The sequence below is a fragment of the Kitasatospora sp. NPDC088783 genome, from assembly GCF_044750705.1.
Taxonomy (GTDB): Bacteria; Actinomycetota; Actinomycetes; order Streptomycetales; family Streptomycetaceae; genus Kitasatospora; species Kitasatospora fiedleri.
On record NZ_JBIVKJ010000011.1, the window covers coordinates 1 to 23,465 of the forward strand.

Consider the following 23,465-nt stretch of genomic DNA (forward strand, 5'->3'; position numbering starts at 1 on the left):
GCCACTGCTGGACGCGATCCCGCCGATCCGCGGTCTGCGCGGCAGGCCCCGCCGATGCCCCCGCAGGCTCTTCGCCGACCGCGGCTACGACTACGGCAAGTACCGCCGCATCCTCCGACGCCGCGGGATCACGCCGAGGATCGCCCGCCGCGGCGTCGCCCACGGCTGCGGACTCGGCAAGACCCGCTGGGTGGTCGAGCGGACCTTCGCCTGGCTCCACCAGTTCAAACGGCTCCGGATCCGCTACGAGATACGCGCCGACCTCCACCTCGGCCTGCTCCAACTCGCCTGCAGCATCATCTGCCTGCGGAAACTCCGGACCTCATTTTGAAATGATCAGTTAGTGGTACGGCCGGGTCAGTGCTTTCCTCTCCTTCCGGGGAGGAGCGACGGTGAAGAGATGCGTGTACGGCGCGCTCCTGGTCGTGCTGAACTGGATACCGATCTATCTCGTGTGTGACGCGCTCCTCCGTGGCGAAGGCGGCGGTGGCCTGAGCTGACACCATCCGCCCGCTTCGAACGGCGACGGCCCGCCCCCGGCAAGGGGGCGGGCCGTCGCCGTTCGGCGCGGTGTCACCGCGCCGGGTCGGTGCCCGCGAGGGAGTGGGCGAGGCGGTCGAGGCCGGGGAGGGCGCGCATGACGGCTTCGCGGTCGGTGGAGGCGAGGCTTTCGAGGGCGGTGGCGAGGCGGCGTTCGTGGGCGCTCTGCCAGTCGCGCAGTTGCTGGTGGCCGGCTTCGGTGAGGGCGATCCGGGCGGTGCGGCGGTCGCCCGGGTCGGGCTGGCGGTCGACCAGGCCGGCCTCCAGGAGCTTGGAGATGAGGCCGCTGACGGTGTTCGGGGCGAGGCGTTGGCGGGCCGCCAGTTCGCCGACCCGCAGGGGGGAGGCGGCGAGGGTCTGGAGGAGTTCGACCTGGGCCATCGGCAGCGCCTCCCAGGGGAACTCGGATCTGATCGAGCTCCGCAGTGCCCGGCGCAGGCGGGTGATCACGTCGGTGAGCTGCTGGGCCCCGGCGAGCGCGTCGGCGCCCGCGTCCACGGGTCCGGGCGGCTGCGGGACGGGCTGGGGCTGCGAGGACATGGCGGACAGCGTAGCGTCCGGCCACCCGCGCGCCATCGGGAGTCCACCCGTCGACCGGCCGGAACAGTGCCCTGGCCAGGGAGGGAGGGGACGGGAGGGGTGAAGGGGGGTGGAGGGGGTGGGGGGAGGGGAAGGGCGGCAAGGAAGCGGGGAAGGGGCCGGGGGGCATTGATCGGTGGTAGAGACGCTCCTTGAGCGATTATGTCGGTAGCAGATATGTTTACCCCATGGTTGAACCCGTGGCCGCCTCCCGGCTGCTCGACACCCTGCGACTCGCCGAACGCCCCCGCCCCCGGGCCGTCGCCCGCTGGCCGTACGCGCACTGGCTGGCGGTCGGCACCGTCTGCCTGGGCGCGTTCCTGGGGCAGCTCACCGCCAGCGTCACCTCGCTCGTCTTCCCCGCGCTGGAAGGGCACTTCGACGCCGCGTTCGCCGCCGTCGAGTGGGTCTCGCTGGCGTACCTGCTGGTGCTGGTCGCGCTGCTGGCCCCGGTCGGGCGGCTGTCGGACCTGGTCGGCCGCAAGGCGATGTACCTGGGCGGGTTCGCGGTGTTCGCCGCGGCCTCGCTCGGTGCCGGGCTGGCCGGGAACCTGGGTGCCCTGGTGGCCTGCCGGGCCGTGCAGGCGGTCGGCGGCGCGATGATGCAGGCCAACAGCGTCGCCCTGGTCGCCCGCGGCGTCCCCGAGCGGGCGATGCGCACCGCCCTCGGCGTGCAGGCCGCCGCCCAGGCGCTCGGCCTGGCGCTCGGACCGACCCTCGGCGGGCTGCTGGTCGCGCACGCGTCCTGGCGCTGGGCGTTCTGGGTCAACGTGCCGATCGGCGCACTGGGCGTGCTGACCGGCTGGTTCCTGCTGCCGCGCACCTTCCCGGACGGCCGCCGCCCGGCCCGCGCCGCCCGCGAGGGACGGTTCGACCTGGCCGGACTCCTGCTGCTGGCGGCCTCCTCCACCGCGCTGCTGCTCGCGCTGTCCGCCGCCTCCGGCCTGCCGCTGCCCGGCTGGGCGGTGGCCGGGCTGCCGGTCGCAGCCGCCGCCGGGACGCTCGCGCTGGTCCGCCGGGAGCGCCGCGCCGACCGTCCGATCATCCCGCCCGGCCTGGTCAACACCCCCGGCATCCGGGCCGGCCTGCTGGTCGCGCTGAGCGGCTACCTGCTGCTGTTCTGCCCGCTGGTGCTGGAACCCGTCGTGCTGGCCGGACGCGGCACCACCGCCACCGCCGCGGGCGCCGCGATCACCGCGCTGCCCGCCGCGTTCGCCCTCGCCGCGACCGCCGGCGGCGCGCTGCTGCCCCGCCGCTGGAACGACGCGGCCCGCTGCCGCTGCGGCGCGCTCACCGCCGCCACCGGACTGCTCGCCCTGGCCGCGCTGCCCGCCCCCGGCCCGTGGACGACGGCCGCGGCGCTCCTGCTCACCGGCTACGGCCTGGGGCTGCTGCTGCCCGCCAACAACGCCCTGGTGATGCGGGCGATACCCGCGCAGAGTTCGGCCGTCGGCGGCGGGCTGGTCAACATGGTGCGCAGCCTCGGCACCGCACTCGGCACCGCGCTCCCGGTCCTGGCCGTCCACCAGGCCGGGACGGCGGCGGGCAGCCGGGCCGTCCTGCTGCTGCTCGCGGCGGTCGCCGCGCTGGCGGTCCGACTCTGTCGGGGCTGAACGGGGGAGGGGAGGGGGGGGAAGGGGTTGACGAGCAAAGGAGTTGAGGGGCGGCGGCGGGGGGCCGGGCCGTTCTGCTGCTGGCGGCGGTCGCCGTGCTGGCGGTCCGACTCTGCCGGGACTGAGCGGGCAAGGGGAGCGGCGCGGGAGGGGAGAGGAGGGGCCAGGGGGTTGGAGGGCAACGAGAGCGCGGGGTGGCGGGGAGAACGCCGGAGGGCGCCGCCCGGGATTCCGGCCGGCGCCCTCCGGGGGCGACGTGGTGGCGTTGACGCGGTGCGCCGCGCCGCGCTGCGGTGGCGTCGCGTCGCGTCGCGGTGTCAGGGAGCGGGCTGGGCGCCGCGCTCGGTGAGCATGTCGGTCATCAGCTGGATCTCGGCGTGCTGCGCGTCGACCATGCCCTGGGCGAGCCGCTTCTCCGGGGCGTTGGCCCCCGCGTCCACGTACGCCTGGGCCATCTCCGCGCCCGCCCGGTGGTGCTTGATCATCAGCTGCAGGTAGAACACCTCGGCGTCCCGGCCGCTGAGCGAACGGAGCTTGTCCAGTTCGGTGTTGGTCGCCATGCCGGGCATCAGCGAGCCGTCGTGCGCCTCGTAGGTGTGCCCCATCCAGGTCATCGGCTTGGCGTTGCTGTTCTGCGAGAGGCCCCACTGGTCGAGGAAGCCCATCAGCATGCCGCGCTGGTTGGCCTGGGTGTTGATGATGTCGAACGCGAGGCCGCGCACCGCCTCGTCCTGGGTGCGGTCCCGGACGATGAACGACATGTCGATGGCCTGCTGGTGGTGCATCGCCATGTCGCGGGCGAACCCGGCCTCCGCCGAGTCGGTGCTCGGCGCGGCCGGGGCCGTCGAGGCGGTCGCCGAACTGCCGGACGCCGGGGTGCTGCCGGAGACCAGCGCCGGGACGCCGAGCCCCAGCGCGACCACGGCGGCCAGCGCGGCGGGCCACCAGAACGCCCGCCGGCCGCGACGGGCGGCGGACCGTTGCGGCTCGTACCCGGCGGACGCCTCGTGTGCTTCGTACGCCTCGTCGTCGTCCGGTTCCGGCCCCTCGCCGGTGCGGGCGGCGGTCACATCGCCCCCGAGCTGCAGCTGGCGCCCTGCTCCAGGGTCTGCGGGCCCTGCACGAACTTGGCGAAGAAGGTGTCGATCCGCGGGTCGCTGGCGGAGTCCACGATCAGCTGGTTGCTCCACGCGGTCAGCGTGATGGTGCCCTGCTCGTCCGGGTACGGGCTCATCAGGCTGTACGGGGTGGCCTTGACCTTGTCGCTGAGCGTCTTGATGTCCTCGGGGGTGGCCTTGCCGTTGTAGGTGACCCAGACCGCGCCGTGCTCCAGCGAGTGCACCGCGTTCTCGTTCTTGACCGGCTTGTCGTAGACGTTGCCCATGCAGGTCTGCCAGACCGGGTTGTGGTCACCGCCGACCGGCGGGGTCTGCGGGTACTTCACGTCGGTCTGGACGTGGTTCTGGGTGAACTTGCCGAAGGTCTGGAGGCCCGGGATGTCGGCCTTCGCGGCGTCGTCCTTGGCCTTCTGCGCGGCGTCGGCGGCGGCCGCGGCGGCGGCCTTCTTCTTGTCGTTCTTGTCCTTGGCGTCCAGCGCGAGCCAGGTGCCGCCGCCGATCATGGCGAGCACCAGGGCGGACGAGATGCCGATGGTGAGGAGCTTGTTGCGGCGCTCGCGGCGCTGCTCGACGGCGCGCAGCTCGGCGATCCGGGCCCGGCGGTCGGCCTGCTGGGCGGACTTGCTGCCCGGCTTGGGCTGCTTGCCGGTGGGGTTGGACTGCTTCGAGGCGGAACCCATGGGTGTCTTCCTTGTCCCCGCCGTGGCGAGCACGGCGGTCTGCGGTGGGGTGGGGGCAGCGGAGCCGCCGGCCTCCCCCGCGCGGCGGGGCGGCGGTCGGCGGTGGGTTCCGCTCAGGACCGGTGAACCTGCAGGGCGTGCAGGTCGGGCGCGTGGTGCGACCCCGTCGGCGTGCCGTCGGCCGAGGCGGCGGGCGTCACCGGCGGGGCGACCAGCCGGGGCCGGACGGCCGTGCCGGGCTCCGGCGGCGCGTTCGGCAGGTGCGACTCCGGACCGCAGAAGGGGTGGCTGGAACAGCCGTGACCGGGCACCGGGCCCGGGTTCTCCGCGGTGCACAGGATGAACGTCGCCCCGGGGGCCTCCGCCGCCGGGTCCGCCGCCGGGTGCGGCGCGGGCGGAAGGTGGTGCGACACCGCCGCGGACGCCGCCCCGACCGTCCCGGCGGACGGGCCCGCGACGGGCACCGCCCCCGGCTGCGCGGACGCGCCGTGCGCCTCCTGCCCGGCCGACGGGGAACTCAGCGGCCGCGCGGTCGCGGCGGTCGCCGCGCACGGCAGCAGCGCGAGCAGCGCGGCCAGCAGCAGGGACCACAGCACCGCCGCCGGACGGAGCACCGCGCATGCGGCTCCTCCGGGGCGGGTACGAGATCCTGGCGCGGTCATGCGCACATATTAATCAGCCGATCGGGTGAAGCGATGCCCCCCTTGGGCTCTCATTTTCCGGCCGAACGCCCCACGGCCCCGCCCCCGAAGGCCCTGTTGGGGCCCACCCGCCCCCGTCCCTCGCCCACCCGCGCCACCTGTGGCCGGAACCCCTACCCGGACGTCCGCGCGATCTTCCGAATCCCGGACACCGTCGTCGCACTTCGCGAGAATGGCCTGACGTCCGGCCCCCCTCACGGATCAGGAGCGGTCAGTTGAACGAGCAGGGCCCGCCCCGGCAGCCCCGTCCCGACGACGCCTGGTGGCACACCGTCTACGCGGGCCCCGCCGGCACCCTCCCCGACACCCCCGCCGCGGACGCCGGCACCGGCACCGTCGACGACTGGTTCACCACCGCCGCCGGACTGATCGCCCCGCAACGCCGCCCGGAGGAGGACGCCTCGGCCGGGGAACCGGTCCGGGAACCGGAACCCGCACCGTCCCCGACACCCGCGCAGGCGCAGGTCCCGACACCAGCTCGGGCCCCGGCACCGGCACCAGCCCCGGCCCAGGCGCCGGAGCGTGCGGCCGGGGAGGCGGTGGAGACGGCGGTCGAGGCGCAGCCCGGTCCGCCGCCGCGCAGTTGGGCCGAGGCCGCCTGGCCCGACCTTTCGAAGGAACCGGCCGCCCCCGTGCCGACGCCGACCCTGACGGACCTGCCGACCGCCGGCACGGAGGCGGAAGCGGGGACGCAGCCGACAGCGGAACCGGCCGCGCAACCCGAGCCCGAGCCCCAGTCGCAGCCCGAGCCGCAGCCCGAGCCGCAGCCGGAACCCCAGGCCGCGCCCGAGCCCGTCCCGGCACCCGAACCCGTCCCCGCGCCGGTGCCGGAACCCGCCCCGGCGTCGGAACCCGCACCCGCGTCCGCACCCACCCCCACCCCCCGCCCCGAGCCGACCGTCGTCGCGGAGCACCCGTCGCCGGAGCGGGCCGCGTCCGCGCCCTGGCTGGGGCGTCCGCAGGCGCCGGCGGTGCCGCACGTGGGGGAGCGGCCCCCGACGTACGCGCCCGAGCCGACCAACCTGCCCGCCGCCGATCCGGCGGGGCTGGCCGCGGTGGTGCCCGACACGGCCGTCGACGGGGCCGGGTTCGCGGGCACCACGCTGCGGGCGGTGTCCATCCGCGGCGACTCGGCCCGCTACCGGGGCGAGCCGCGCACCGACGCCCTGCTCACCGTCCGGTTCGGCGAGGGCGAGGAGGCGCTGGTGCTCACCGTGCTGGCCGCGCCCGCCCGCCGGGCCAACGCCCAGTGGGGGTCCGTCGCGGCGGGCGAGGCGGCCCGGCAGCTGGCCGCCGCGATCGGCCGCAGCCGGGCCGAACTCGCCGCCGACCTGCGGGCCGGGGCCCGCGACCGCCTGCGCTACGGCCTCCAGCGGATCGCCCTCCAGGCCGTCGTGCAGCTGCGCAGCGCCGCGGAGACGGCCGCCCACGAGGCGGCGCACGAGGCCGCGCAGCACGGGGAGGGCGACGGGACGTCCGGGCTGCCGCCGGAGGAGACCGCCTCGCTGCACTGCCTGCTGATGTCGGCGGACCCGGCCGCGACCCACCGCGCCGCGTTCGGCACCGGCCCCGGCGGGCTCTACCTGCTGCGCTCCGGGCACTGGATCGACGCCTACGCCGCGCGGCTGCTGCACCACCCCGACGGGCAGCCGCCGCTCCCGCCGGCCGCGCCGCCCGCGCCCCGGCCGTTCCGCTTCCGCCTGGTCCCGGCCACCTCCGGCGACATCCTGCTCCTGTGCACGCCGGGCCTGGCCGCGCCGATCGCCGAGGAGCCGGCCGTCGCCCACTTCCTCTCCAGCCACTGGGCGCACCCGCACCCGCCGGGCACCGTCGACTTCCTGCGCCAGATCCAGGTCCGCGCCAAGGGCTACGCGGACGACCGCACCGCGGCCGCGGTCTGGACGGAGTAGACGGACCGGACGGGCCGGACGGGCCGGACGGAGCAACCGGTCCGCGGCCCGGCGCCGGGGGTTCGAGGACGCCCTAGGCGGGCAGCCCCAGCAGGGCGTGCGCCGCGGACCTGGCCTGGGCGAGGGCCCCGTCGCGGGTGGTGGCGGGCAGGCCGATGGCGAGCGGGACGGCGAGGCCGTCGAGCAGGGCGCGCAGTTGGGCCGCGCGGGCGGGGGTGGCGCCGGGGGCGGGGAGGAGTCCGGTGTCGCGGCCCTCGGCGAGCAGGGCGGTGAGGTCGTCCTGCCAGGGGGTCTCGATGTCGAGCTGGCCCTGGCGGAGCTCCGCGGTGCCGGGGGAGCGGCTCCACACCTCGATCCACAGGATCCACCGGGGGTCGCCGGGGCCCTCCGGGAGGTAGAGCTCCAGGTAGCGGTCGAGCCGTTCGAGGACGGGGTCCTCGCGGCGGGCGAGTGCGCGGCCGCGGCGCTCGCCGAGCTGGGCCTCGCTCCAGCGGAGGGTCTCCAGCAGGAGCTGGTCCTTGCTGCCGAAGTAGTAGAGGAGGTGTCCGGCGCTCATGCCGAGCTGTTCGCCGAGGCCGGCCATGGTGAGCCGGGCCAGGCCGTGTTCGGCGATCGCGGCGCGGGCGGCGGCGTAGACCTCTTCGCGGGGGCGCGCCGGGCGGCGGGTGCGCGGCTGCGCCATCCGTACTCCTCGGTGTGTCGCTTGTCGGGGGCCGCTCCGGTGCGGGAGGCCCCGGGACGGGGGACCTCCGGGGCGGGGAAGCGCCCGTCCCGGGGCCTCCCGCCCGGAAAGCTCCTGGTGCGGAAGCCCCCGTACGGGAAGTCTCCCGCAGGGGAAGTCTCCCGCACGGCGCGCGCGGGGTTCACCAGCCGCCGTGCTCGCGGCTCCCGGCGGTCTCCCGGCGGTCTCCCGGCGGCCGTCGGCGAGTCCGGCGCGGTGGGCGCGGCGGAGCAGGGCGGGGCCGAGGCCGGGGGCCGGGCGCAGGAGTCCGGCGGTCGGGTCGTCCGGGTTCTCGAGGGCCGTGGGTCCATCGCACCGCTTCCCGCGGGCGGGCGCCCTTCCGCCGGGCGCCCGCCCGCGGCCGGGGGTCAGGCGCCGGGCGGGCGGCCGTACCGGGTGGCCCAGCGTTCGCCGGGCAGGACGAGGTCGGCGGTCTCGACGGGACGGCCGGTGGCCCGGTCGTAGTGGGTGCGGCGGATGGCGAGGGCGGGCACGCCGGGCAGCAGCGTGAGGGCCTGGGCCTCGGCGCGGGTGAGATTGCGGGCGCTGACCTGTTCGACGGGCTCGCCGACCTCGATGCCGATGCGGGCCATCCGCGCGGCGATGCCGATCCCGGAGTACGGCCCGGCTTCGGGCAGCACGATCAGGGCCTGGCCGGTGACGGCCATCGGCTCCCAGGACTCGGCGAGGTACCCGGGCTCGCCGTCGACCAGGTAGACGTACGAGGTGTGCATCACCGGGTCCTCGGGTGCGATGCCGAGGCGTTCGGCGATCTGCGGGCTGGCGGCCTCGGTGGTGGACTGGCTGCGCCAGGAGGGGGTGACGCCCTGTTCGGCGAGCCCGGTGGTGTCCGGTCCGGCGGCACCGGCGAGGCGGACCAGCGGACGGGGCGGTTCCTGGTCCCGGACGAAGTAGCCGCGCCCCTGTTTGGCGAGCACCACGCCTTCCTGCTCCAGCAGCCGGTACGCGGACTGGCCGACGCCGTGCGAGAAGCCGTACTGGGCCCGCAGGTCGGCCAGGGACGGGAGTTGACTGCCCGGCGGATATTCGCCGGAGGCGATCCGGTCGCGGAGCTGCTCGGCGACCTGGAGATAAGCGGAGGGCCCGCTGCCGGTCATGGAACATCCTCCGAAAGGTGTGTGGTCCAGCCGATCGGTGACACAGTATCCCGGGTGGCACTACTCTACGTGTAGAGCTTTGCCCTATGTGTACTCTGGGGGAGTGGTGCAGATCAGCACGCGCGCGTCCGACCTGCGGACGGCTATCGAACGGGCCTCGGGCGCACAGGCGGACGTGCGATGCGCCGTCGGCAGCACCAGGATCAGCATTCCCTGTCCACCCGACGACGCCCTGACCTGGGGAGAACTGCTCCGGGCCCTGCGCACCGCCGACCGCTGGGGATCGGTCACCGCCGACGGAGAGACCGTCATCTGGGCCCAGATCGAGGAGGAGCCGTGACCGCCGACCAGTCGCAGGCCGGGCCGCAGCCGGGCAGCCCGGACCACCGCTACCGGCCGTGCCGGGAGTGTCCGCGCTGTACAGCTGGGACCGGCCGCGCCCCCGTCCTGGAACGGGACTGCTGGGACGCCTTCCTGACCGACGCCGTCACCGCGATGGCCGAACGCCGCCGGCGCGAGCGCCGCCGGGAGGAGGAGTGGGGCGTGTTCGACCCGCCGCTGCCCTGACGGCGGGCCGACGGGCCGGGGCGAACGAACAGCGGCCGCGGGCCGGAACTCCCCTTCTTCCGAGGGGAGTTCCGGCCCGCGGCCGTTGCAGGTCAGGTCAGGTCAGGTCAGGCTGCGGCGGGTCAGGCCCGCGGCTGCTGCTGGGTGATGCAGTGGATGCCGCCGCCGTTGGCGAAGATCTCGCGGGCGTCGACCAGTTCGACGGTGCGGCCCGGGTACGCCTTCTCCAGGATCGCCTTGGCCTGCTCGTCGCGCGGGTCGTCGAACGCGCACAGCACGACCACGCCGTTGGCCACGTAGTGGTTGATGTACGAGTAGTCGACCGGCTCGCCGTCCTCGTCCCACAGCACGGTGGGCGCCGGGAGTTCGATCACCTCCAGGGTGCGGCCCCGGGCGTCGGTGGCGGTGCGCAGCAGGTCGGCGAGCTCCCGGCAGACGGCGTGGTCGGGGTGGGCCGGGTCGGGCTGGGAGTGGACGACCACGGTGCCGGGGCGGACGAAGGCGGCGACGATGTCGATGTGGCCGCGGGTGCCGAACTCGTCGTAGTCGCGGGTCAGTCCGCGCGGCAGCCAGATCGCCCTGCTGGTGCCCAGGTGGGCGTGCAGCTCGGCCTCGACCTGCTCGCGGGTCCAGTCGGCGTTGCGGCCCTCGCCGAGCTGCACGGTGTCGGTGACCAGGACGGTGCCCTCGCCGTCGACGTGGATGCCGCCGCCCTCGTTGACCAGCCGGGAGGCGAAGCGCCGCACGCCGGCCAGGTCGGTGACGTGCTCGGCGACGTCCTGGTCCTTGTCCCAGCGGGCCCAGGACTGCGCGCCCCAGCCGTTGAACACCCAGTCGGCGGCGGCCACTTCGCCGTTCCCGTCGATCAGGAAGGACGGGCCGATGTCGCGCATCCAGGCGTCGTCGAGCGGCCGTTCGACGATCTCCACCTCGGCGGAGAGGTGGGGGCGGGCGGCCTCGGTCTCGCCGGTGTTCACCACCAGGGTGACCGGCTCGTACCGGACGATCGTGTTGGCGACCTCGGCCCAGGCGCGGCGGGCCGCGTCGAGCTGCTCGGCGCCGTCGAAGGTCGGGTTGGCGGTGGGGAAGGCCATCCAGGTGCGCTGGTGCGGGTGCCACTCGGCGGGCATCCGGAAGCCGAGCTCGGCCGGGGTGGGGGCGGGGGAGTCGGTCATGAGGGTGGATTCCTAGGTGGGGGAAGGGTGTTCAGAGGAAGTAGAGGCGGCTGAGTGAGACCGAGTCGGCGGGCGCCGAGCGCAGCGGCTCGCCGTCCAGCGAGACCAGTCCGGTCGCGGAGACGTCGACCCGGCCGAGCCGGCCGTTGCGCAGCATCGAGCGCGGCCCGATGCCGCGCGTCCCGCGCACGCCCACCCGCCGCCTGCGGGTGGGCAGTTGGTCGCTGGCCACGTCCAGGTAGGCGGAGTCGGCGGCGGCCTGGGCGACGAACGCCACCGAGAGGTCCGCGGCGGTGGCCCCGTGCGCGCCGAACTGCGGCCCCAGCACCAGGGGTTCGCAGCGGTCGGTGGAGGCGTTCGGGTCGCCGACCACGCCGTACGCGGGGAAGCCGGCCTTCAGGACGAGCTGCGGCTTGGCGCCGAAGTGGTCGGGGCGCCACAGCACCAGGTCGGCCAGCTTGCCGACCTCGATCGACCCGACCTCGTGCGCGAGGCCGTGCGCGATGGCCGGGTTGATGGTCAGCTTCGCGATGTAGCGCAGCACCCGCTCGTTGTCGTCGCCGCCCTCGGCCGTCCCGTACGAGCCGGTGCCGTCCAGCGGGCCGAGTTCGGACTTCATCTTCCCGGCCATCGCGAAGGTGCGGCGCACCGTCTCGCCGGCCCGGCCCATGCCCTGGGCGTCGGAGGAGGTGATGCCGATGACGCCCAGGTCGTGCAGCACGTCCTCGGCGCCCATGGTGCCGGCCCGGATGCGGTCCCGGGCCATCGCGGCGTCGCCGGGCAGGTCGGGCTTGAGGTCGTGGGCGGAGACGATCATGTCGTAGTGCTCGCCCAGCGCGTCCCGGCCGAACGGGAGGGTGGGGTTGGTGGAGGAGCCGATGACGTTCTCCACGCCCGCCATCTTCAGCACGTTCGGCACGTGGCCGCCGCCGCAGCCCTCGATGTGGAAGGCGTGGATGGTCCGGCCCTCCAGCACCGCGAGGGTGTCCTCCACCGACAGGCACTCGTTCAACCCGTCGGTGTGCAGCGCGACCTGGACGTCGTACTCCTCGGCGACCCGCAGCGCGGTGTCCAGCGCCCGGGTGTGCGCGCCCATGTCCTCGTGCACCTTGAAGCCGGAGGCGCCGCCCTCGGCCAGCGCCTCCACCAGCGGGGCCGGGTCGGAGGACGAACCCCGGCCCAGGAAGCCGATGTTGACCGGCCAGGCGTCGAAGGCGTTGAACGCGTGCCGCAGCGCCCAGGGCGAGTTGACGCCCACGCCCCAGACCGGGCCGAACTCCTGCCCGATGATCGTGGTCACGCCGGAGGCCAGCGACGCCTCCATGATGCGCGGGGAGAGCAGGTGGACGTGGGTGTCGACGGCGCCGGCGGTGGCGATCAGGCCCTCGCCCGAGACGATGGTGGTGCCGGTGCCGACCACCACCTCCACGCCGTCCAGGGTGTCCGGGTTGCCGGCCCGGCCGATCCCGGTGATCCGGCCGGCCCGGATGCCGATCGAGGTCTTCCGGATGCCCTGCACCGCGTCGATCACCAGCACGTTGGAGACCACCACGTCGCAGGTCTCCCGGACGGCGGCCGGCTTCAGGTGCAGCCCGTCCCGGGCGGTCTTGCCGAACCCGGCCAGGAACTCGTCGCCCGGGGCCTGCGAGTCCGACTCGACCCGGACGATCAGCCCCGAGTCGCCGAGCCGGACCCGGTCGCCCGCGCGCGGGCCGTGCACCGAGATGTAGTCGTGCGGGGTGATGGCGCTCATGCGGGGTCCTTCCGGCTGGTCGAGGGGGTCACTGGGCGGGCTCGGCGTCGTCGGGACCGGTGCTGTCGAGCCCGGCGTCGTCGAGCCCGGCGTCGTCGAACTCCGTCAGGTAGCCCGTGGCCCGGGCCTTCGCGAGCGCCGCCTCCTTCGCGCCCGGCGCGTCCAGCGGGCCGTCCACCAGCCCGGCGAACCCGATCGCCACCCGGGCCCCGCCGATCGGCACCAGGCCGACCTCGACGGTGGCGCCCGGGTCGAAGCGCACCGAGGAGCCGGCCGGCACCGCGAGGTGGGTGCCGTACGCGGCGGCCCGGTCGAAGGCCAGCCGCGGGTTGGACTCGAAGAAGTGGAAGTGCGAGGTCACCGAGATCGGCACCGCGGCGGTGTTGTGCACCGGCAGCAGCAGCGACTCCTCCACCGGGTCGTACCCGGCCCCGGCGCCGGGCAGCGCCGCACCCGGCGCGTCCTCGCCCAGCGAGCCCGCCCCGCGGAACGGGTCGGTGACCACCGCGAGCCGGGTGCCGTCCTCGAACACCGCCTCCACCTGCACCACCGTCACCACGTCCGCGACGCCCGGCAGCACGTCCGCGGCGCTCAGCACGCTGCGGCCGGCCTCGATCGCCTCGGCGAGCCGCCGGCCGTCGCGGGCCGCCTCGCAGACCGTGTCCGCGATCAGCGCCGTCGCCTCGGGGACGTTCAACCGCACGCCCCGCGCCCGGCGGGCGCGGGCCAGTTCGGCCGCGGTGAAGATCAGCAGCCGGTCCCGTTCGGTGGGGGTCAGTCGCACGGTGCCTCGCTTTGCGGGGGTCGCGGGGGTGGCGGGTGTGCCGGGGTGGCGGGGATGAGCCGGTACAGATGTTAGAACGTCGTTCAAACTTAGCACCGCCGACACCCCGGGCACACGGGTGGGAGAACCCGGCGCGCGGACCGGGAGGACGGCGGACCGCGGCGCCCGGGCGGCCCGAGGGGTTTTCCGGGTGCGGAGTGGGCATGAGGAAAGGCGAGGAGCGGCTGCCGGACCGCCGGGGGAGCGGGGGCGGCGCGGTGCGGAGCCACGGCGGGGGGGCGTACGAGGTTGATGGACGGTCAGGCGAGGTTCCCGCGGCAGCGGTCGGCGTCGTGGCGGGAGGGGGCCGAGCACCGGGGGCCGGTGCCGGAGGCACCGGCGGCGCACCTGCCCGGGTGCGCGCTGCACCGCCGGCTGCACGCCGCGCTGGACGCGGCGGACCTGCCGGCGGTCGGCGCGGTCCGCCGCCGGCTGCGGGCCGCGCTGGAGCACTGGGGCGTCCCCGCGGAGCTCGCCGACACCGCGGAGCTGCTCGCCTCCGAGCTGGTCACCAACGCGCTGGTGCACACCGGCCGGGGCGCGGTGTTCGACGCGGTGCTGACCGACGCCGCCCGGCTGCGGGTCGAGGTGCAGGACGGCGCCGGCGGCCGGGTGCCCAACCGCCGCGCGGCCTCCGAGACGGCCACCTCGGGGCGCGGCCTGCTGCTGGTGGAGGCGCTGGCGGACGACTGGGGCGTGCAGCTGCGGGCGGACGGGAAGACCACCTGGTTCGAACTGTCCGCGGCCTGAACCGGTCATTCCGGCCCGCCGCCGGAGGCCGCCCGAAGTGCCGCACGGACCCGCCCGGAGCACCGCACGGGCCCGTCCGGAGCACCGCGTGTACGGGGTCCGAGCGCCGCGCGGACGGGGCCGCGGGTGAATATGCCGGACGTGATCGTGTGCGATCCGTACCGTTCGGCCCAGCGGCATTGCCGCCTTGCCGAACATACGAGAGGGTAGTGAGAATGTGTGCCAGGAGGCACGCACCATCATCGCGGCCCGGCCGGCCCGGCAGGGGACACGGGTTCCCCCGCGGCCGCCGGGCAAGGCACACCGGCAGGAGAAGCATGGCCACAGAGCCCGAGGCGCCTGGGCCCGCCCGCCGCACCCCGCCCGCCCAGGCCACCAGGAACGAGACCCCCGCGAACCCGCTGCGCACCGCCCCCGGCCCGTCCGTCGGCCGCCCCGTGCCGTCCTCCGGGCGCGGCCTGCCGACCCGCACCGGCGACTCTAGCCCCGAGTGGCTGGAACCGGCGATGGCCGCCAACGGCATCGGCTCGTTCGACTGGGACATCCGCCGCGACGCGCTGGTCGGCGACCAGCGCGCCTGCGCGATCCTCGGCCTGGTCGGGCAGCCCTTCGACCGCACCTTCGCCTCCTTCCTGGCCCTGCTGCACCCCGAGGACGCGCCCGTGGTGCGCCGCCGGGTCGAGCGCGCCGTCGCCGAGCTCGGCCAGTGCGGCGCCTACTACCGCACCGTCTTCCCCGACGGCGAACTGCACGCCGTGCGCTTCCGCGGCCGGGTGCTCGCCGACGCCTTCGGCCGCCCGTCCCGGATGGTCGGCTTCGTCTGGGACGCCACCGTCGAACTGCACAAGCGCGAGCGCGCCGACGAACTGGCCGTGCTGCGCGAGCAGCGCTCCCGGTTCATCAAGGAGGCCGCCCGGGCGCTCTCCGAGGCCGTCACCGTCCGGGACGTCGCCCGGGTCTTCACCGAACTGCCGCTGCCGGGCCTGGGCCCCGACGGCCTCGCGCTGGCCTCGCTGGAGGCCGGACGGATCGCGCTGCTCGGCTCCACCGGCTACCACAACGGCCTCAGCAACCAGTTCGACCGCATCCCGCTGGCGCCCACCCACCCCGCCGCCGAGGCGATCCGGCAGCGCGCCCCGGTCTTCGTCTCCAGCCGCGAGGAGTACCGCGAGCGCTACCCCGAAGCCTGGGACTGGGCCGAGCGGAGCGGCCGCTCCTCCTGGGCCTTCCTGCCGCTGATCGCCAGCGGCCGCCCCACCGGCATCTGCGTGGTCTCCTTCGACGACGACCGCGAACTCGACGCCGACGAGCGGACCCTGCTCTCCACCCTGGGCGGCCTGGTCGCCCAGTCGCTGGCCCGGGCCCGCCTGCACGACGCCGAGCACGAACTCGCCGCCGGCCTCCAGCGCGTCATGCTGCCCCGCACCGTCCCCGCCGTCCCCGGCGTCAGCACCGCCGTCCGCTACCTCGCGGCCGGCTCCGGCCTCCAGATCGGCGGCGACTGGTACGACGTCGTCCCGCTCCCCGGCGGGCACGTCGGCCTGGTCATCGGCGACGTCCAGGGCCACGACGTGCACGCCGCCGGCATCATGGGCCAGCTGCGGATCGCGCTGCGCGCCTACGCCGCCGAGGGCCACCCGCCCGCCGCGGTGATGGCCCGCGCCTCCCGCTTCCTCGCCGACCTCGACACCGACCACTTCGCCACCTGCACCTACGCCGAGGTCAACGTCGATTACGGCGTGGTCTACGCCGTCCGGGCCGGGCACCTCGACCCGGTGGTGCGCCGCGCCGACGGCACCGCGCACCCCGTCCCGGTCGCCGGCGGCCTGCCGCTGGGCGTCGACCCCGACGAGGAGTACCGGGTCACCCGGTTCAGCCTCGACCCCGGCGAGACGGTCGTGCTCTGCACCGACGGACTGGTCGAGGCCCGCGACATGGACCTCGACACCGGTTTCGCCCGGCTCTGCGAGACCGTCTCCGGCGAGCTCCCCGGCATCGACGAGTCACCCCGCGAACCGCTGGAGGAACTCGCCGACCGGATCGCCTCCCAGGCCGCCGACGGCAGCGAGCGCGAGGACGACATCGCCCTGCTCCTGCTGCGCTGGGACGGCCCCGCGGGCGGGCGCGCCGCCCAGCAGCTGCGCCGCCGGATCGGCCAGGCCGACCTGGCCCGGATCGCCGAACTGCGCGGCGAACTCCGGGACGCGCTGCGGCGCTGGGGCGTGCCCGAACTGATCGACACCGCCGAGCTGCTCTCCTCCGAACTCGTCACCAACGCGATCCGGCACACCGACCGCGACGCGATGTTCACCGCCCGCCTCTACCAGGAGCACGGCCGGGCCCGGCTGCGGGTCGAGGTCGAGGACGAGTCCGACCTCTGGCCGACCCGCCGCACCCCCGGCGAGCAGGCGTCCTCCGGCCGCGGCCTGATGCTGGTCGAGGCGCTCGCCGACACCTGGGGCGTGGAGCCCCGGGGCACCGGCAAGCGGATGTGGTTCGAGCTCAGCAGCTAGCGCAGCCCCGGGGCCCCGGGCGTCAGGTGTCGACGGGCGCCCTCACCCGAACTGCTGCTCCAGGTCCTTGAGCTTCTGCTCCAGCGAGTCGAGCCGCGGCAGGGTCACGGTGTCCTCCTCCGGGGTGAGGTCGATGCTGCGGTGCGCCGCCGGGGTGGCGGGGAGGCCGGCGGGTGCTATGGCGGGCTCCGTCGGGGCGGACGGCGCGGGGGCCGCGGCGGGTTCGAGCTGGCGGGCGGTGCGGTGGCGCCAGCCGGCGCCCGGCTGGCGGCCGATCGCCCGGATCTCGGCCCGCTCCCGGCGGGAGGCCAGCCTGCGGCGCTCGCGGTCCTCGGCCGCCGTCCGCTTGTCGTCGCGGACCTCCTCGACCGCCTCGTCCAGAGTGCGCACACCCTCCAGCAGCATCAGCGACCAGGCGGCGTACGTCTCGCGCGGGGCGCGCAGCCAGCGGACCACCCGGATCTGCGGCAGCGGGCGGGGCACCAGGCCCTGCTCGCGGAGGGCGGCGACCCGGGTCTGCTTCAGTGCGCGGTCGAACAGGACGGCCGCCGAGAGCGACATTCCGGCGAAGAACTGCGGGGCGCCGTCGTGGCCGAGGCCGCGCGGGGCGTGCACCCAGTTGAACCAGGCGGACGCGGCGGCGAACAGCCACACCAGCAGGCGGGAGCCGAGCGCGGCGTCGCCGTGGCTGGCCTCGCGGACGGCGAGCACCGAGCAGAACATCGCCGCGCCGTCCAGGCCGAACGGGACCAGGTACTCCCAGCCGCCGGACAGGCCCAGGTTCTGGACGCCGAAGCCGACCAGCCCGTGGAAGGAGAGCGCGGCGGCGACCGCGGCGCAGCAGAACAGCAGCAGGTAGGAGGCGCCGCCGTAGAGGGACTCGGTGCGGCGGCGGCGCTCCTCGGCCCGCTCCCAGGAGGAGTCCGGCCCGCTGCCCGCGGTGGTGGCGGAGCCGGTGCGGCTGCGGGCGAAGGCCAGCAGGGCGACGACGGCCACCAGGGCGGCCGTACCGGCGACGGCCCAGCCCAGCGGTATGTCCGACAGTCTCATGACCTGATCCAGCCTCGCTTTCCGGGTCGTGATGGCGGGGACCATCATGGCGGAGAAATTCGGCGATCGAGGCGGGATCGGGGTCATTACCCCGATAGGGGGGAATTTCCCCGGGTCATCCCCCGGAAATGAATGATGGTCAGACCTATTTGGCGCGCGGGCAGCTGACGCAGAGTTCGGTCGGCCGGACGGTGTAGTACAGGCAGCAGCTGACCCTGGTCCGGGCCCGCCCGCCGCCCTCGGCGCGGAAGCCCGGCGTGCCCACGAACGGGGCCGCCGCGGCGTCGCCGGTCAGCAGCGCCTCCAGCGCCGCCACCGCCCGGGGCTCCTCGCCCAGCAGGCCCGCCACGTACCAGAGGCCGTCCACCACGTCGTCGGTCACCAGCCCCCACAGGGTGCGCGGGCCGCGGCGGACCAGGGGGCGGAAGGAGTCCAGGACGGGCGCGAAGTGCTCGGCGAGCGCGGTGCGCAGGGCGGCGTCGAGCGCCCGGCGGTCCGGCACGACCCGCGCGTCGGCGCGGCCCGCGGCCGGGTCGTCGGGCAGGCAGTGGAAACCGGCCGGACGGGCGGTCAGCTCCCCGGTGGTCCGGTTGATCGAGACCCGCGACGGCGGCAGCAGCGGCACCCGGCGCTCCAGCAGCCAGGGCAGCGTGAAGGCCAGCGCGACCGGCCAGGCGTAGCGGTGCAGGCTGAACCCGGCGGTGACGTCCGGCCGGGTCGGCGCGCCGTACAGGTCGAGGCCGAGGCGCTCGTCGAAGGCGACCATCGCCTCCAGCGCCGCCGCGTCCCCGGCCAGCGCCGCGGCGGTGGTCCAGCCGGGGCCGGTGCGCGGGGCGGCGTGGTGGATGCGCAGGTCGGGGAAGACCTGGCCCAGCCGCAGCCAGCTCCCCCGGCAGGGGAGGGCGTCGCGGGCGGCGGGCACGGAGGAGGCGGTGGGGGCGGCGGGGGACTGCTCGACCTGGTACGTGGTCACGCGGGCTCCCTGGGTGGTGCTCCCGGGAGCGGGCCCGGGCACGGCGAGGTGGACCTGCCCGGGCCACTGCTCGCCCCGGACAGGTAAGGCTCACCTTAGCTGATGCCGCGCCGCAGGTCGCTCGGTGCGCCGCCGTCCGGGGGACCGGGCTGCGCCGGGACCTGGGCCAGCCGCCTCGCCAGCCACACCGGCACCCCGCCGAGCGCCTGCACCAGCCGGGCCGCCTCCGCCCGCAGCCGCTCCGCCTCGGCCGGCTCCGACACCTCCGCCAGCGAGGCCAGCGCCGGCGCCACCCCCACCGTGAAACCCAGCTGCTCGCGCAGCCGCAGCGAGGCCGCGAACCCGGCCCGCGCCCGCTCCCGGTCGCCCGCCGCCTGGGCCAGGCCCGCCAGGTGCCGCCAGGTCGAGGATCGCAGCAGCTCGTCCCCGCGTTCCCGGGCCCCCTCGTGCGCCCGGGCGTACGCGCTGTGCGCCGCCGCCGGGTCGTGCAGCAGGTTCTCCGCGACCAGCCCGCGCCGGAAGTCCAGCAGCGGACGCCCCGGCGCCCGCGGCGCCAGCAGCGCCGAGGTCCGTCCGAGCGCCGCCTGCGCCTCGTCCAGCCGGTCCCGGCGGCCCAGCACGCTCGCCACGTACGCCAGGAACCCCCGGGCGCAGGAGGCCGCCGCCCGCGCCTCGATGCCCGCGACCGACGCCTCCGCCTGGCGCAGCGCGTCCTCCGCCCGCTCCCAGTGGTCCGCGGTGAACAGGCACTGCTCGATCAGGAGCTCCGCCCGCTGGAGCGCCGCGGCCGGGTCCCGCCCGGCCTGCGGGCGCAGCAGGTCGGCCGCCTCCTGCCAGCAGCCGCGCGACCTCAGCCGCCAGACGACGTCCGCCATGCCCCCCGGGGCAGTCCCGTGCACCGACAACGCCACCTCCTTGTGCGCGCCATGCAACGACCCGCCGGCCTCCCCAAGCGCCCGCGCCGTGGCGGCAATTCAACACGCGCCGGAGCTTGTGCACCAGATCACGAGCGCGAGGAAATCCGGAACGGCCCGATCCGGACGGTGGCGTGCCGGTGGGGCCTCAGGACGTCCAGCCGGTCTCCATCAGGGCCTCGGCGGCGCCGTTCGACGGCTGCGGGATGCCCGCCGCGTCCAGCGTGAACAGGGCGACCAGCAGCTGCTCGCCGCGGACCACGGTCTGCCGGGAGTAGCCGGAGACGGTGAACATGGCCGCCGCGACGTCCTCGCCGTGGAGGGTTTCCAGCCACAGGCACTCCACCGCCTTGACGTCGGCGGGCTCGGTCCAGGTGTCCACCCGGGCCACGATCCGCCCGCCCAGCAGGGTGGTGGAGTCCCGCTCCGGGCCCGGCGCCGGCTCCAGGTCGGCGAAGCCCAGCCACTGCAGGTAGCGGGCCGCCGTCAGCACCGCGTCCTGCGGGGTGCGCACCGGCTGCGGGCGGAACGGCGGGCGCAGCGCGCGGGCCGGGCCCGAACCGGCGGCCGGCGGGTCCGCCACCGGGGCCGGGGCGGCCGGCGGGACGGCGGTGGTGTACGGGCGGGCGCTCTCCACCGGGCGGACCGAGCGCGGCCCGGTGCCCTGCGGGCGCGGCGCCCGGTCCACCGGCAGCCGGACGGTCGCCCCGCAGTCGCAGGTGAACTCCGGCTGCGGCCACTGGTCGCTGCGCCCGCAGTGCGGGCAGCGCATGTTCAGCCAGGAGTCCTCCCAGGACCGGAACCGCACCTGCACCGGCACCCCGCCGCGCAGCAGCGGCACCCGCAGCTGCGCCCCGCACGGGCACGGCAGGCTCGGCGGCTCGTACCGGCGCTCGGCCCGGCAGGCCGGGCAGCGCAACTGGCTCGCTCCCGACGGCGAACCGGGGGGAAACCCGTTCGGGCCCATCTCGTCGGTGGCGCCGGCGGCGTCCTCGGGCAGCGGCATGTGGTCACCGTCCGTTCGGATCGGGGTGGGAGGGAATCGGCGGGAGGGGAATCGGCGGGAGGGGTGGGTCTCCATCCTGGCCGATCGGCGCCCCGACCGGTACGGAATGAGGTATTCCTCCAGCGGAGTTGAGGTGGGGAAAAGGTGCGCGGACGGTCACGCGCCGGGGGGCGCGCACGACCGCCGTGACCTCCGGGGCGGACGGGCACCGGCGGGGGTGGCGTGGCGTCAGCCGATGCCCCAGCGGACCAGGTCGGCCGGGGTGTCGAGGTCGTCCGGGACGGCCGCGTCCGTGCAGTCGACCAGGGCCACCGGACGGGACGCCAGCAGCGCCCGGGCCCCCGCGTCGCCGGTGGCGGTGGTGCGCAGGGCCGGGAAGTGCGCGGCGCCGATCAGCACCGGGTGCGCCCGGCGCCCGGCGTAGGCGCAGGAGGCGAGGTCCGCGGGCCCCGCGTGCACGGCCAGCAGCCGGCGGACCGCCGCCGCGGTGACGCCCGGCGTGTCCACCAGCAGGACCAGCGCGGCCGTCGCCCCCGGCGGCAGCGCGGCCAGGCCCGCGAGCAGCGAGGAGGCCATGCCGGTGCGCCAGTCGGGATTGTCGACGAGTCGACAGTCGCCGGTGTCCGTCCGGGCCCGCACCTCCCCGGCCGCCGCGCCCAGCACCGCGACCGCGCCGTCGCAGCCGCCCTCCGCCGCCACCGCCAGCGCGTGCTCCAGCAGCGTCCGCCCCCGGTAGGGCAGCAGCGCCTTCGGCCGCCCGCCGAGGCGCGACCCGCCGCCCGCCGCCAGCACCAGGGCCGGCACCCGCAGTTCCGCCATGCCGCCAGTGTGCCCCCCGCCCCCCGCCGCCCCGCCTTGGACGATCCGACAGGCCGCCCCCGCCGCCCGCCCGCCGCTCCCGGCCGTTCCGTCCCTGGACCGGCCCCCGGCCGCCCCCGTTCACTGGCCCCATGGCACCGCGCACCACTGACGTCCCCGCCGCCGCTCCCGCCGGTGCGCCCGCACCGCTGGTCGACCGGCACGGCCGGGTCCACACCGACCTGCGGCTCTCCCTCACCGACCGGTGCAACCTGCGCTGCACCTACTGCATGCCCGCCGAAGGACTCGACTGGCTGCCCCGCGACCAGACCCTCACCGACGCCGAACTGCTGCGCCTGGCCCGGATCGCCGTCCACCGCCTCGGCATCCGCACCCTGCGGCTCACCGGCGGCGAACCCCTGCTGCGCCGCGGCCTGCCCGACCTCCTCGCCCGGCTCGGCGACCTCGGCGCGGAACTCTCGCTCACCACCAACGGCATCGGACTCGCCCGCCGCGCACCGGAGTTGAAGCGGGCCGGCCTGCACCGGGTGAACGTCAGCCTGGACACCCTGCGCCCCGAGCGCTACGCGGCACTCACCCGCCGGGACCGGCTGGCCGACGTGCTGGCCGGGCTGGCCGCCGCCAAGGCCGCCGGGCTGGAACCGGTGAAGGTCAACGCGGTGCCGGTGCGCGGCGTCAACGAGGACGAACTCGTCGACCTGGTCGAGTTCGCCGTCGACGGCGGCTACCGGATGCGGTTCATCGAGTCCATGCCGCTGGACGCCCAGGGCGCCTGGGACCGGGCCGCGATGGTCACGGCGGCCGAGATCCTCGACGTGCTCGCCGCCCGCTGGCGCCTCGTCCCGGTCGGCCGGCCCGGCAACGCGCCCGCCGAGGAGTGGCGGCTGGCCGGCACCGGCCACGTGGTCGGCGTGATCGCCTCGGTCACCCGCCCGTTCTGCGGCGGCTGCGACCGGGTCCGGCTCACCGCCGACGGGCAACTGCGCAACTGCCTGTTCGCCACCGAGGAGTCCGACCTGCGCGCCCTGCTGCGCGGCGGCGCCGACGACGCGCGGATCGAACGGGCCTGGCGGGCCTGCGTCGCCGGCAAGCGGGCCGGGCACCGGATCGGCGACGCCGACTTCGTCCGGCCGGAGCGGCCGATGTCCGCGATCGGCGGCTGAGGACGGCTGAGGGGGCAGAGGGGAGGCCGAGGGGAGGCCGAGGGCGGCGGGTCCGCGGGTGCGGGCGACGTATTCTCCCAGCCGGAATGCCGGGATCGGGGGGAAAGGAGAGATATGTCATGCGGTGGTCCGGACGGCTTGACCCGGCGGGGCGGGGCTGGTCTCCTGGTGGGCCGTCAGAGTCGCCCAGCCGCAGAGGAATACCGTGCGAGCCCGCCGTACCGCCGTCGTCGCCGTCCTGTTGCTCGCTCCACTGGCCCTCACCGGGTGCACCAGTGGGAAGAAGGGGTCGAGCGGCGCCACCTCCCCCGGGGCGGTCTCGCAGGGGACCAACCCGCTGCAGAACCCGGACGGCACCAAGCCCGGCCTGGCGCCCGTCACCAGCGACGCCGACCGCAAGGCCGGCCTGGACCTGATCACCCAGGTCAGGACCGCCGACCCCGGGCCGAAGACCGGCTACGACCGGGACCAGTTCGGCCCGGCCTGGACGGACAACGTGGACGGCGTGCCGCTGGGCCACAACAACTGCGGCACCCGGGACGACGTGCTGGCCCGGGACGGGAAGGACGTCGAGCACAAGGACGGCTCGGCCTGCGTGGTCACCGGGATGACCATCTGGGACCCGTACACCGGCAAGACGGTGCAGTGGAACAAGCAGCAGGCGTCGAAGATCCAGATCGACCACGTGATGCCGCTGTCCTACGACTGGCAGCAGGGCGCCGCCAAGTGGGAAAAGGCCAAGCGGGTGCAGATCGCCAACGACCCGCTCAACCTGATCCCCGCCGACGGCTCGCAGAACGCCGCGAAGGGCGACTCCGGCCCGGCCACCTGGCTGCCCGCCAACACCGAGGTGCGCTGCTCGTACGCGATCCGGTGGGCGCAGGTGTCGCTGAAGTACCAGCTGCCGGTGACGCCCGCCGACAAGAAGACCATGCTCGCGCTCTGCGGCGGCTGACGACCGCTGACGCCGGCTGGCGAC

General features: G+C 75.7%; 23 protein-coding genes. 9 read left to right on the forward strand and 14 right to left on the reverse strand.

What is annotated here, in order from left to right; translation table 11 throughout:
- Positions 1–331 (forward strand): transposase (locus tag ACIP60_RS26930; protein WP_400688668.1); only part of this gene is annotated, 331 nt, incomplete at its 5' end.
- A 242-nt stretch (positions 332–573) separates the two neighbouring features.
- On the opposite strand, the gene ACIP60_RS26935 is transcribed toward ACIP60_RS26930, so the two are convergent.
- Entirely contained in the window at positions 574–1,080 is a 507-nt protein-coding gene (locus ACIP60_RS26935) for a MarR family winged helix-turn-helix transcriptional regulator (protein WP_400688671.1), read from the reverse strand.
- 227 nt (positions 1,081–1,307) lie between these two features.
- On the opposite strand from ACIP60_RS26935, the gene ACIP60_RS26940 reads away from it, so the two are divergent.
- Complete coding sequence (locus ACIP60_RS26940) at positions 1,308–2,732, forward strand: MFS transporter (RefSeq protein ID WP_400688674.1); 1,425 nt, start codon at positions 1,308–1,310, stop codon at positions 2,730–2,732.
- A 317-nt stretch (positions 2,733–3,049) separates the two neighbouring features.
- Here ACIP60_RS26940 and ACIP60_RS26945 read toward each other — a convergent pair whose 3' ends face one another.
- The 3 genes from ACIP60_RS26945 to ACIP60_RS26955 form a co-directional block, all read right to left on the reverse strand.
- Positions 3,050–3,664, reverse strand: coding sequence for a DUF305 domain-containing protein (locus ACIP60_RS26945; RefSeq protein ID WP_400689257.1), 615 nt, complete (start codon positions 3,662–3,664; stop codon positions 3,050–3,052).
- Between the two features lie 134 nt (positions 3,665–3,798).
- Positions 3,799–4,530, reverse strand: a complete 732-nt coding sequence (locus ACIP60_RS26950; protein ID WP_400688677.1) for a DUF3105 domain-containing protein — start codon at positions 4,528–4,530, stop codon at positions 3,799–3,801.
- Between the two features lie 113 nt (positions 4,531–4,643).
- A complete protein-coding gene (locus ACIP60_RS26955; RefSeq protein ID WP_400688679.1) occupies positions 4,644–5,144 on the reverse strand; it encodes a hypothetical protein in 501 nt (166 codons plus the stop codon).
- Between the two features lie 302 nt (positions 5,145–5,446).
- Between ACIP60_RS26955 and ACIP60_RS26960 the strand changes: the two genes are divergently transcribed.
- Positions 5,447–7,141, forward strand: a complete 1,695-nt coding sequence (locus tag ACIP60_RS26960; RefSeq protein WP_400688683.1) for a hypothetical protein — start codon at positions 5,447–5,449, stop codon at positions 7,139–7,141.
- A 73-nt stretch (positions 7,142–7,214) separates the two neighbouring features.
- On the opposite strand, the gene ACIP60_RS26965 is transcribed toward ACIP60_RS26960, so the two are convergent.
- Both ACIP60_RS26965 and ACIP60_RS26970 read right to left on the reverse strand, forming a co-directional pair.
- Positions 7,215–7,823: a TetR/AcrR family transcriptional regulator gene (locus ACIP60_RS26965; protein WP_400688686.1), complete on the reverse strand. Its 609-nt coding sequence runs from the start codon at positions 7,821–7,823 to the stop codon at positions 7,215–7,217.
- A 407-nt stretch (positions 7,824–8,230) separates the two neighbouring features.
- Entirely contained in the window at positions 8,231–8,980 is a 750-nt protein-coding gene (locus ACIP60_RS26970) for a GntR family transcriptional regulator (RefSeq protein WP_400688690.1), read from the reverse strand.
- A gap of 103 nt (positions 8,981–9,083) precedes the next feature.
- Here ACIP60_RS26970 and ACIP60_RS26975 point away from each other — a divergent pair, with 103 nt between their 5' ends.
- Both ACIP60_RS26975 and ACIP60_RS26980 read left to right on the forward strand, forming a co-directional pair.
- Positions 9,084–9,320, forward strand: a complete 237-nt coding sequence (locus ACIP60_RS26975; protein ID WP_159073034.1) for a hypothetical protein — start codon at positions 9,084–9,086, stop codon at positions 9,318–9,320.
- Entirely contained in the window at positions 9,317–9,547 is a 231-nt protein-coding gene (locus ACIP60_RS26980) for a hypothetical protein (protein ID WP_400688693.1), read from the forward strand. Before ACIP60_RS26975 ends, ACIP60_RS26980 begins: the two co-directional genes overlap by 4 nt.
- Before the next feature lie 122 nt (positions 9,548–9,669).
- Here ACIP60_RS26980 and ACIP60_RS26985 read toward each other — a convergent pair whose 3' ends face one another.
- The 3 genes from ACIP60_RS26985 to ureA are packed head-to-tail and all read right to left on the reverse strand — an operon-like array spanning position 9,670 to position 13,259.
- Positions 9,670–10,722, reverse strand: coding sequence for an agmatine/peptidylarginine deiminase (locus tag ACIP60_RS26985; protein WP_400688697.1), 1,053 nt, complete (start codon positions 10,720–10,722; stop codon positions 9,670–9,672).
- A 31-nt stretch (positions 10,723–10,753) separates the two neighbouring features.
- Positions 10,754–12,475, reverse strand: coding sequence for an urease subunit alpha (locus ACIP60_RS26990; RefSeq protein ID WP_400688700.1), 1,722 nt, complete (start codon positions 12,473–12,475; stop codon positions 10,754–10,756).
- 28 nt (positions 12,476–12,503) lie between these two features.
- Entirely contained in the window at positions 12,504–13,259 is a 756-nt protein-coding gene (ureA, locus tag ACIP60_RS26995) for an urease subunit gamma (RefSeq protein ID WP_400688703.1), read from the reverse strand.
- Positions 13,260–13,622: 363 nt separating this feature from the next.
- Here ureA and ACIP60_RS27000 point away from each other — a divergent pair, with 363 nt between their 5' ends.
- A complete protein-coding gene (locus ACIP60_RS27000; protein ID WP_400688706.1) occupies positions 13,623–14,048 on the forward strand; it encodes an ATP-binding protein in 426 nt (141 codons plus the stop codon).
- A gap of 506 nt (positions 14,049–14,554) precedes the next feature.
- Positions 14,555–16,561, forward strand: coding sequence for a SpoIIE family protein phosphatase (locus tag ACIP60_RS27005; protein WP_400688709.1), 2,007 nt, complete (start codon positions 14,555–14,557; stop codon positions 16,559–16,561).
- A 42-nt stretch (positions 16,562–16,603) separates the two neighbouring features.
- Here the strand turns inward: ACIP60_RS27005 and ACIP60_RS27010 are convergent, their stop codons facing one another.
- The 5 genes from ACIP60_RS27010 to ACIP60_RS27030 form a co-directional block, all read right to left on the reverse strand.
- The gene (locus ACIP60_RS27010) at positions 16,604–17,611 is read right to left on the reverse strand and encodes a DUF2637 domain-containing protein (RefSeq protein ID WP_100835663.1); all 1,008 of its coding nucleotides are present in this window, start codon (positions 17,609–17,611) and stop codon (positions 16,604–16,606) included.
- Between the two features lie 145 nt (positions 17,612–17,756).
- Positions 17,757–18,584, reverse strand: coding sequence for a (2Fe-2S)-binding protein (locus ACIP60_RS27015; RefSeq protein ID WP_400688712.1), 828 nt, complete (start codon positions 18,582–18,584; stop codon positions 17,757–17,759).
- Between the two features lie 95 nt (positions 18,585–18,679).
- Positions 18,680–19,459 (reverse strand): hypothetical protein, encoded by a 780-nt coding sequence (locus tag ACIP60_RS27020; protein ID WP_400688715.1) that lies wholly within the window; start codon positions 19,457–19,459, stop codon positions 18,680–18,682.
- Positions 19,460–19,646: 187 nt separating this feature from the next.
- Positions 19,647–20,504: a hypothetical protein gene (locus tag ACIP60_RS27025; RefSeq protein ID WP_400688718.1), complete on the reverse strand. Its 858-nt coding sequence runs from the start codon at positions 20,502–20,504 to the stop codon at positions 19,647–19,649.
- Between the two features lie 228 nt (positions 20,505–20,732).
- Positions 20,733–21,323: an NTP transferase domain-containing protein gene (locus tag ACIP60_RS27030; protein ID WP_400688720.1), complete on the reverse strand. Its 591-nt coding sequence runs from the start codon at positions 21,321–21,323 to the stop codon at positions 20,733–20,735.
- 131 nt (positions 21,324–21,454) lie between these two features.
- Between ACIP60_RS27030 and moaA the strand changes: the two genes are divergently transcribed.
- Both moaA and ACIP60_RS27040 read left to right on the forward strand, forming a co-directional pair.
- Positions 21,455–22,486: a GTP 3',8-cyclase MoaA gene (gene moaA / locus ACIP60_RS27035; protein WP_400688724.1), complete on the forward strand. Its 1,032-nt coding sequence runs from the start codon at positions 21,455–21,457 to the stop codon at positions 22,484–22,486.
- Between the two features lie 205 nt (positions 22,487–22,691).
- Complete coding sequence (locus ACIP60_RS27040) at positions 22,692–23,441, forward strand: HNH endonuclease family protein (RefSeq protein WP_400688726.1); 750 nt, start codon at positions 22,692–22,694, stop codon at positions 23,439–23,441.
- Positions 23,442–23,465 lie beyond the last annotated feature (24 nt).

What these genes read in the sequence shown, in the direction of transcription:
- ACIP60_RS26935 (WP_400688671.1), bottom strand. Translation starts at nt 1,080, where the DNA reads ATGTCCTCGCAGCCCCAGCCCGTCCCGCAGCCGCCCGGACCCGTGGAC.
- ACIP60_RS26940 (WP_400688674.1), top strand. Translation starts at nt 1,308, where the DNA reads ATGGTTGAACCCGTGGCCGCCTCCCGGCTGCTCGACACCCTGCGACTC.
- ACIP60_RS26950 (WP_400688677.1), bottom strand. Translation starts at nt 4,530, where the DNA reads ATGGGTTCCGCCTCGAAGCAGTCCAACCCCACCGGCAAGCAGCCCAAG.
- ACIP60_RS26965 (WP_400688686.1), bottom strand. Translation starts at nt 7,823, where the DNA reads ATGGCGCAGCCGCGCACCCGCCGCCCGGCGCGCCCCCGCGAAGAGGTC.
- ACIP60_RS26970 (WP_400688690.1), bottom strand. Translation starts at nt 8,980, where the DNA reads ATGACCGGCAGCGGGCCCTCCGCTTATCTCCAGGTCGCCGAGCAGCTC.
- ACIP60_RS26985 (WP_400688697.1), bottom strand. Translation starts at nt 10,722, where the DNA reads ATGACCGACTCCCCCGCCCCCACCCCGGCCGAGCTCGGCTTCCGGATG.
- ACIP60_RS26990 (WP_400688700.1), bottom strand. Translation starts at nt 12,475, where the DNA reads ATGAGCGCCATCACCCCGCACGACTACATCTCGGTGCACGGCCCGCGC.
- ACIP60_RS27005 (WP_400688709.1), top strand. Translation starts at nt 14,555, where the DNA reads ATGGCCGCCAACGGCATCGGCTCGTTCGACTGGGACATCCGCCGCGAC.
- ACIP60_RS27010 (WP_100835663.1), bottom strand. Translation starts at nt 17,611, where the DNA reads ATGAGACTGTCGGACATACCGCTGGGCTGGGCCGTCGCCGGTACGGCC.
- ACIP60_RS27020 (WP_400688715.1), bottom strand. Translation starts at nt 19,459, where the DNA reads ATGGCGGACGTCGTCTGGCGGCTGAGGTCGCGCGGCTGCTGGCAGGAG.
- ACIP60_RS27025 (WP_400688718.1), bottom strand. Translation starts at nt 20,504, where the DNA reads ATGCCGCTGCCCGAGGACGCCGCCGGCGCCACCGACGAGATGGGCCCG.
- ACIP60_RS27030 (WP_400688720.1), bottom strand. Translation starts at nt 21,323, where the DNA reads ATGGCGGAACTGCGGGTGCCGGCCCTGGTGCTGGCGGCGGGCGGCGGG.
- moaA (WP_400688724.1), top strand. Translation starts at nt 21,455, where the DNA reads ATGGCACCGCGCACCACTGACGTCCCCGCCGCCGCTCCCGCCGGTGCG.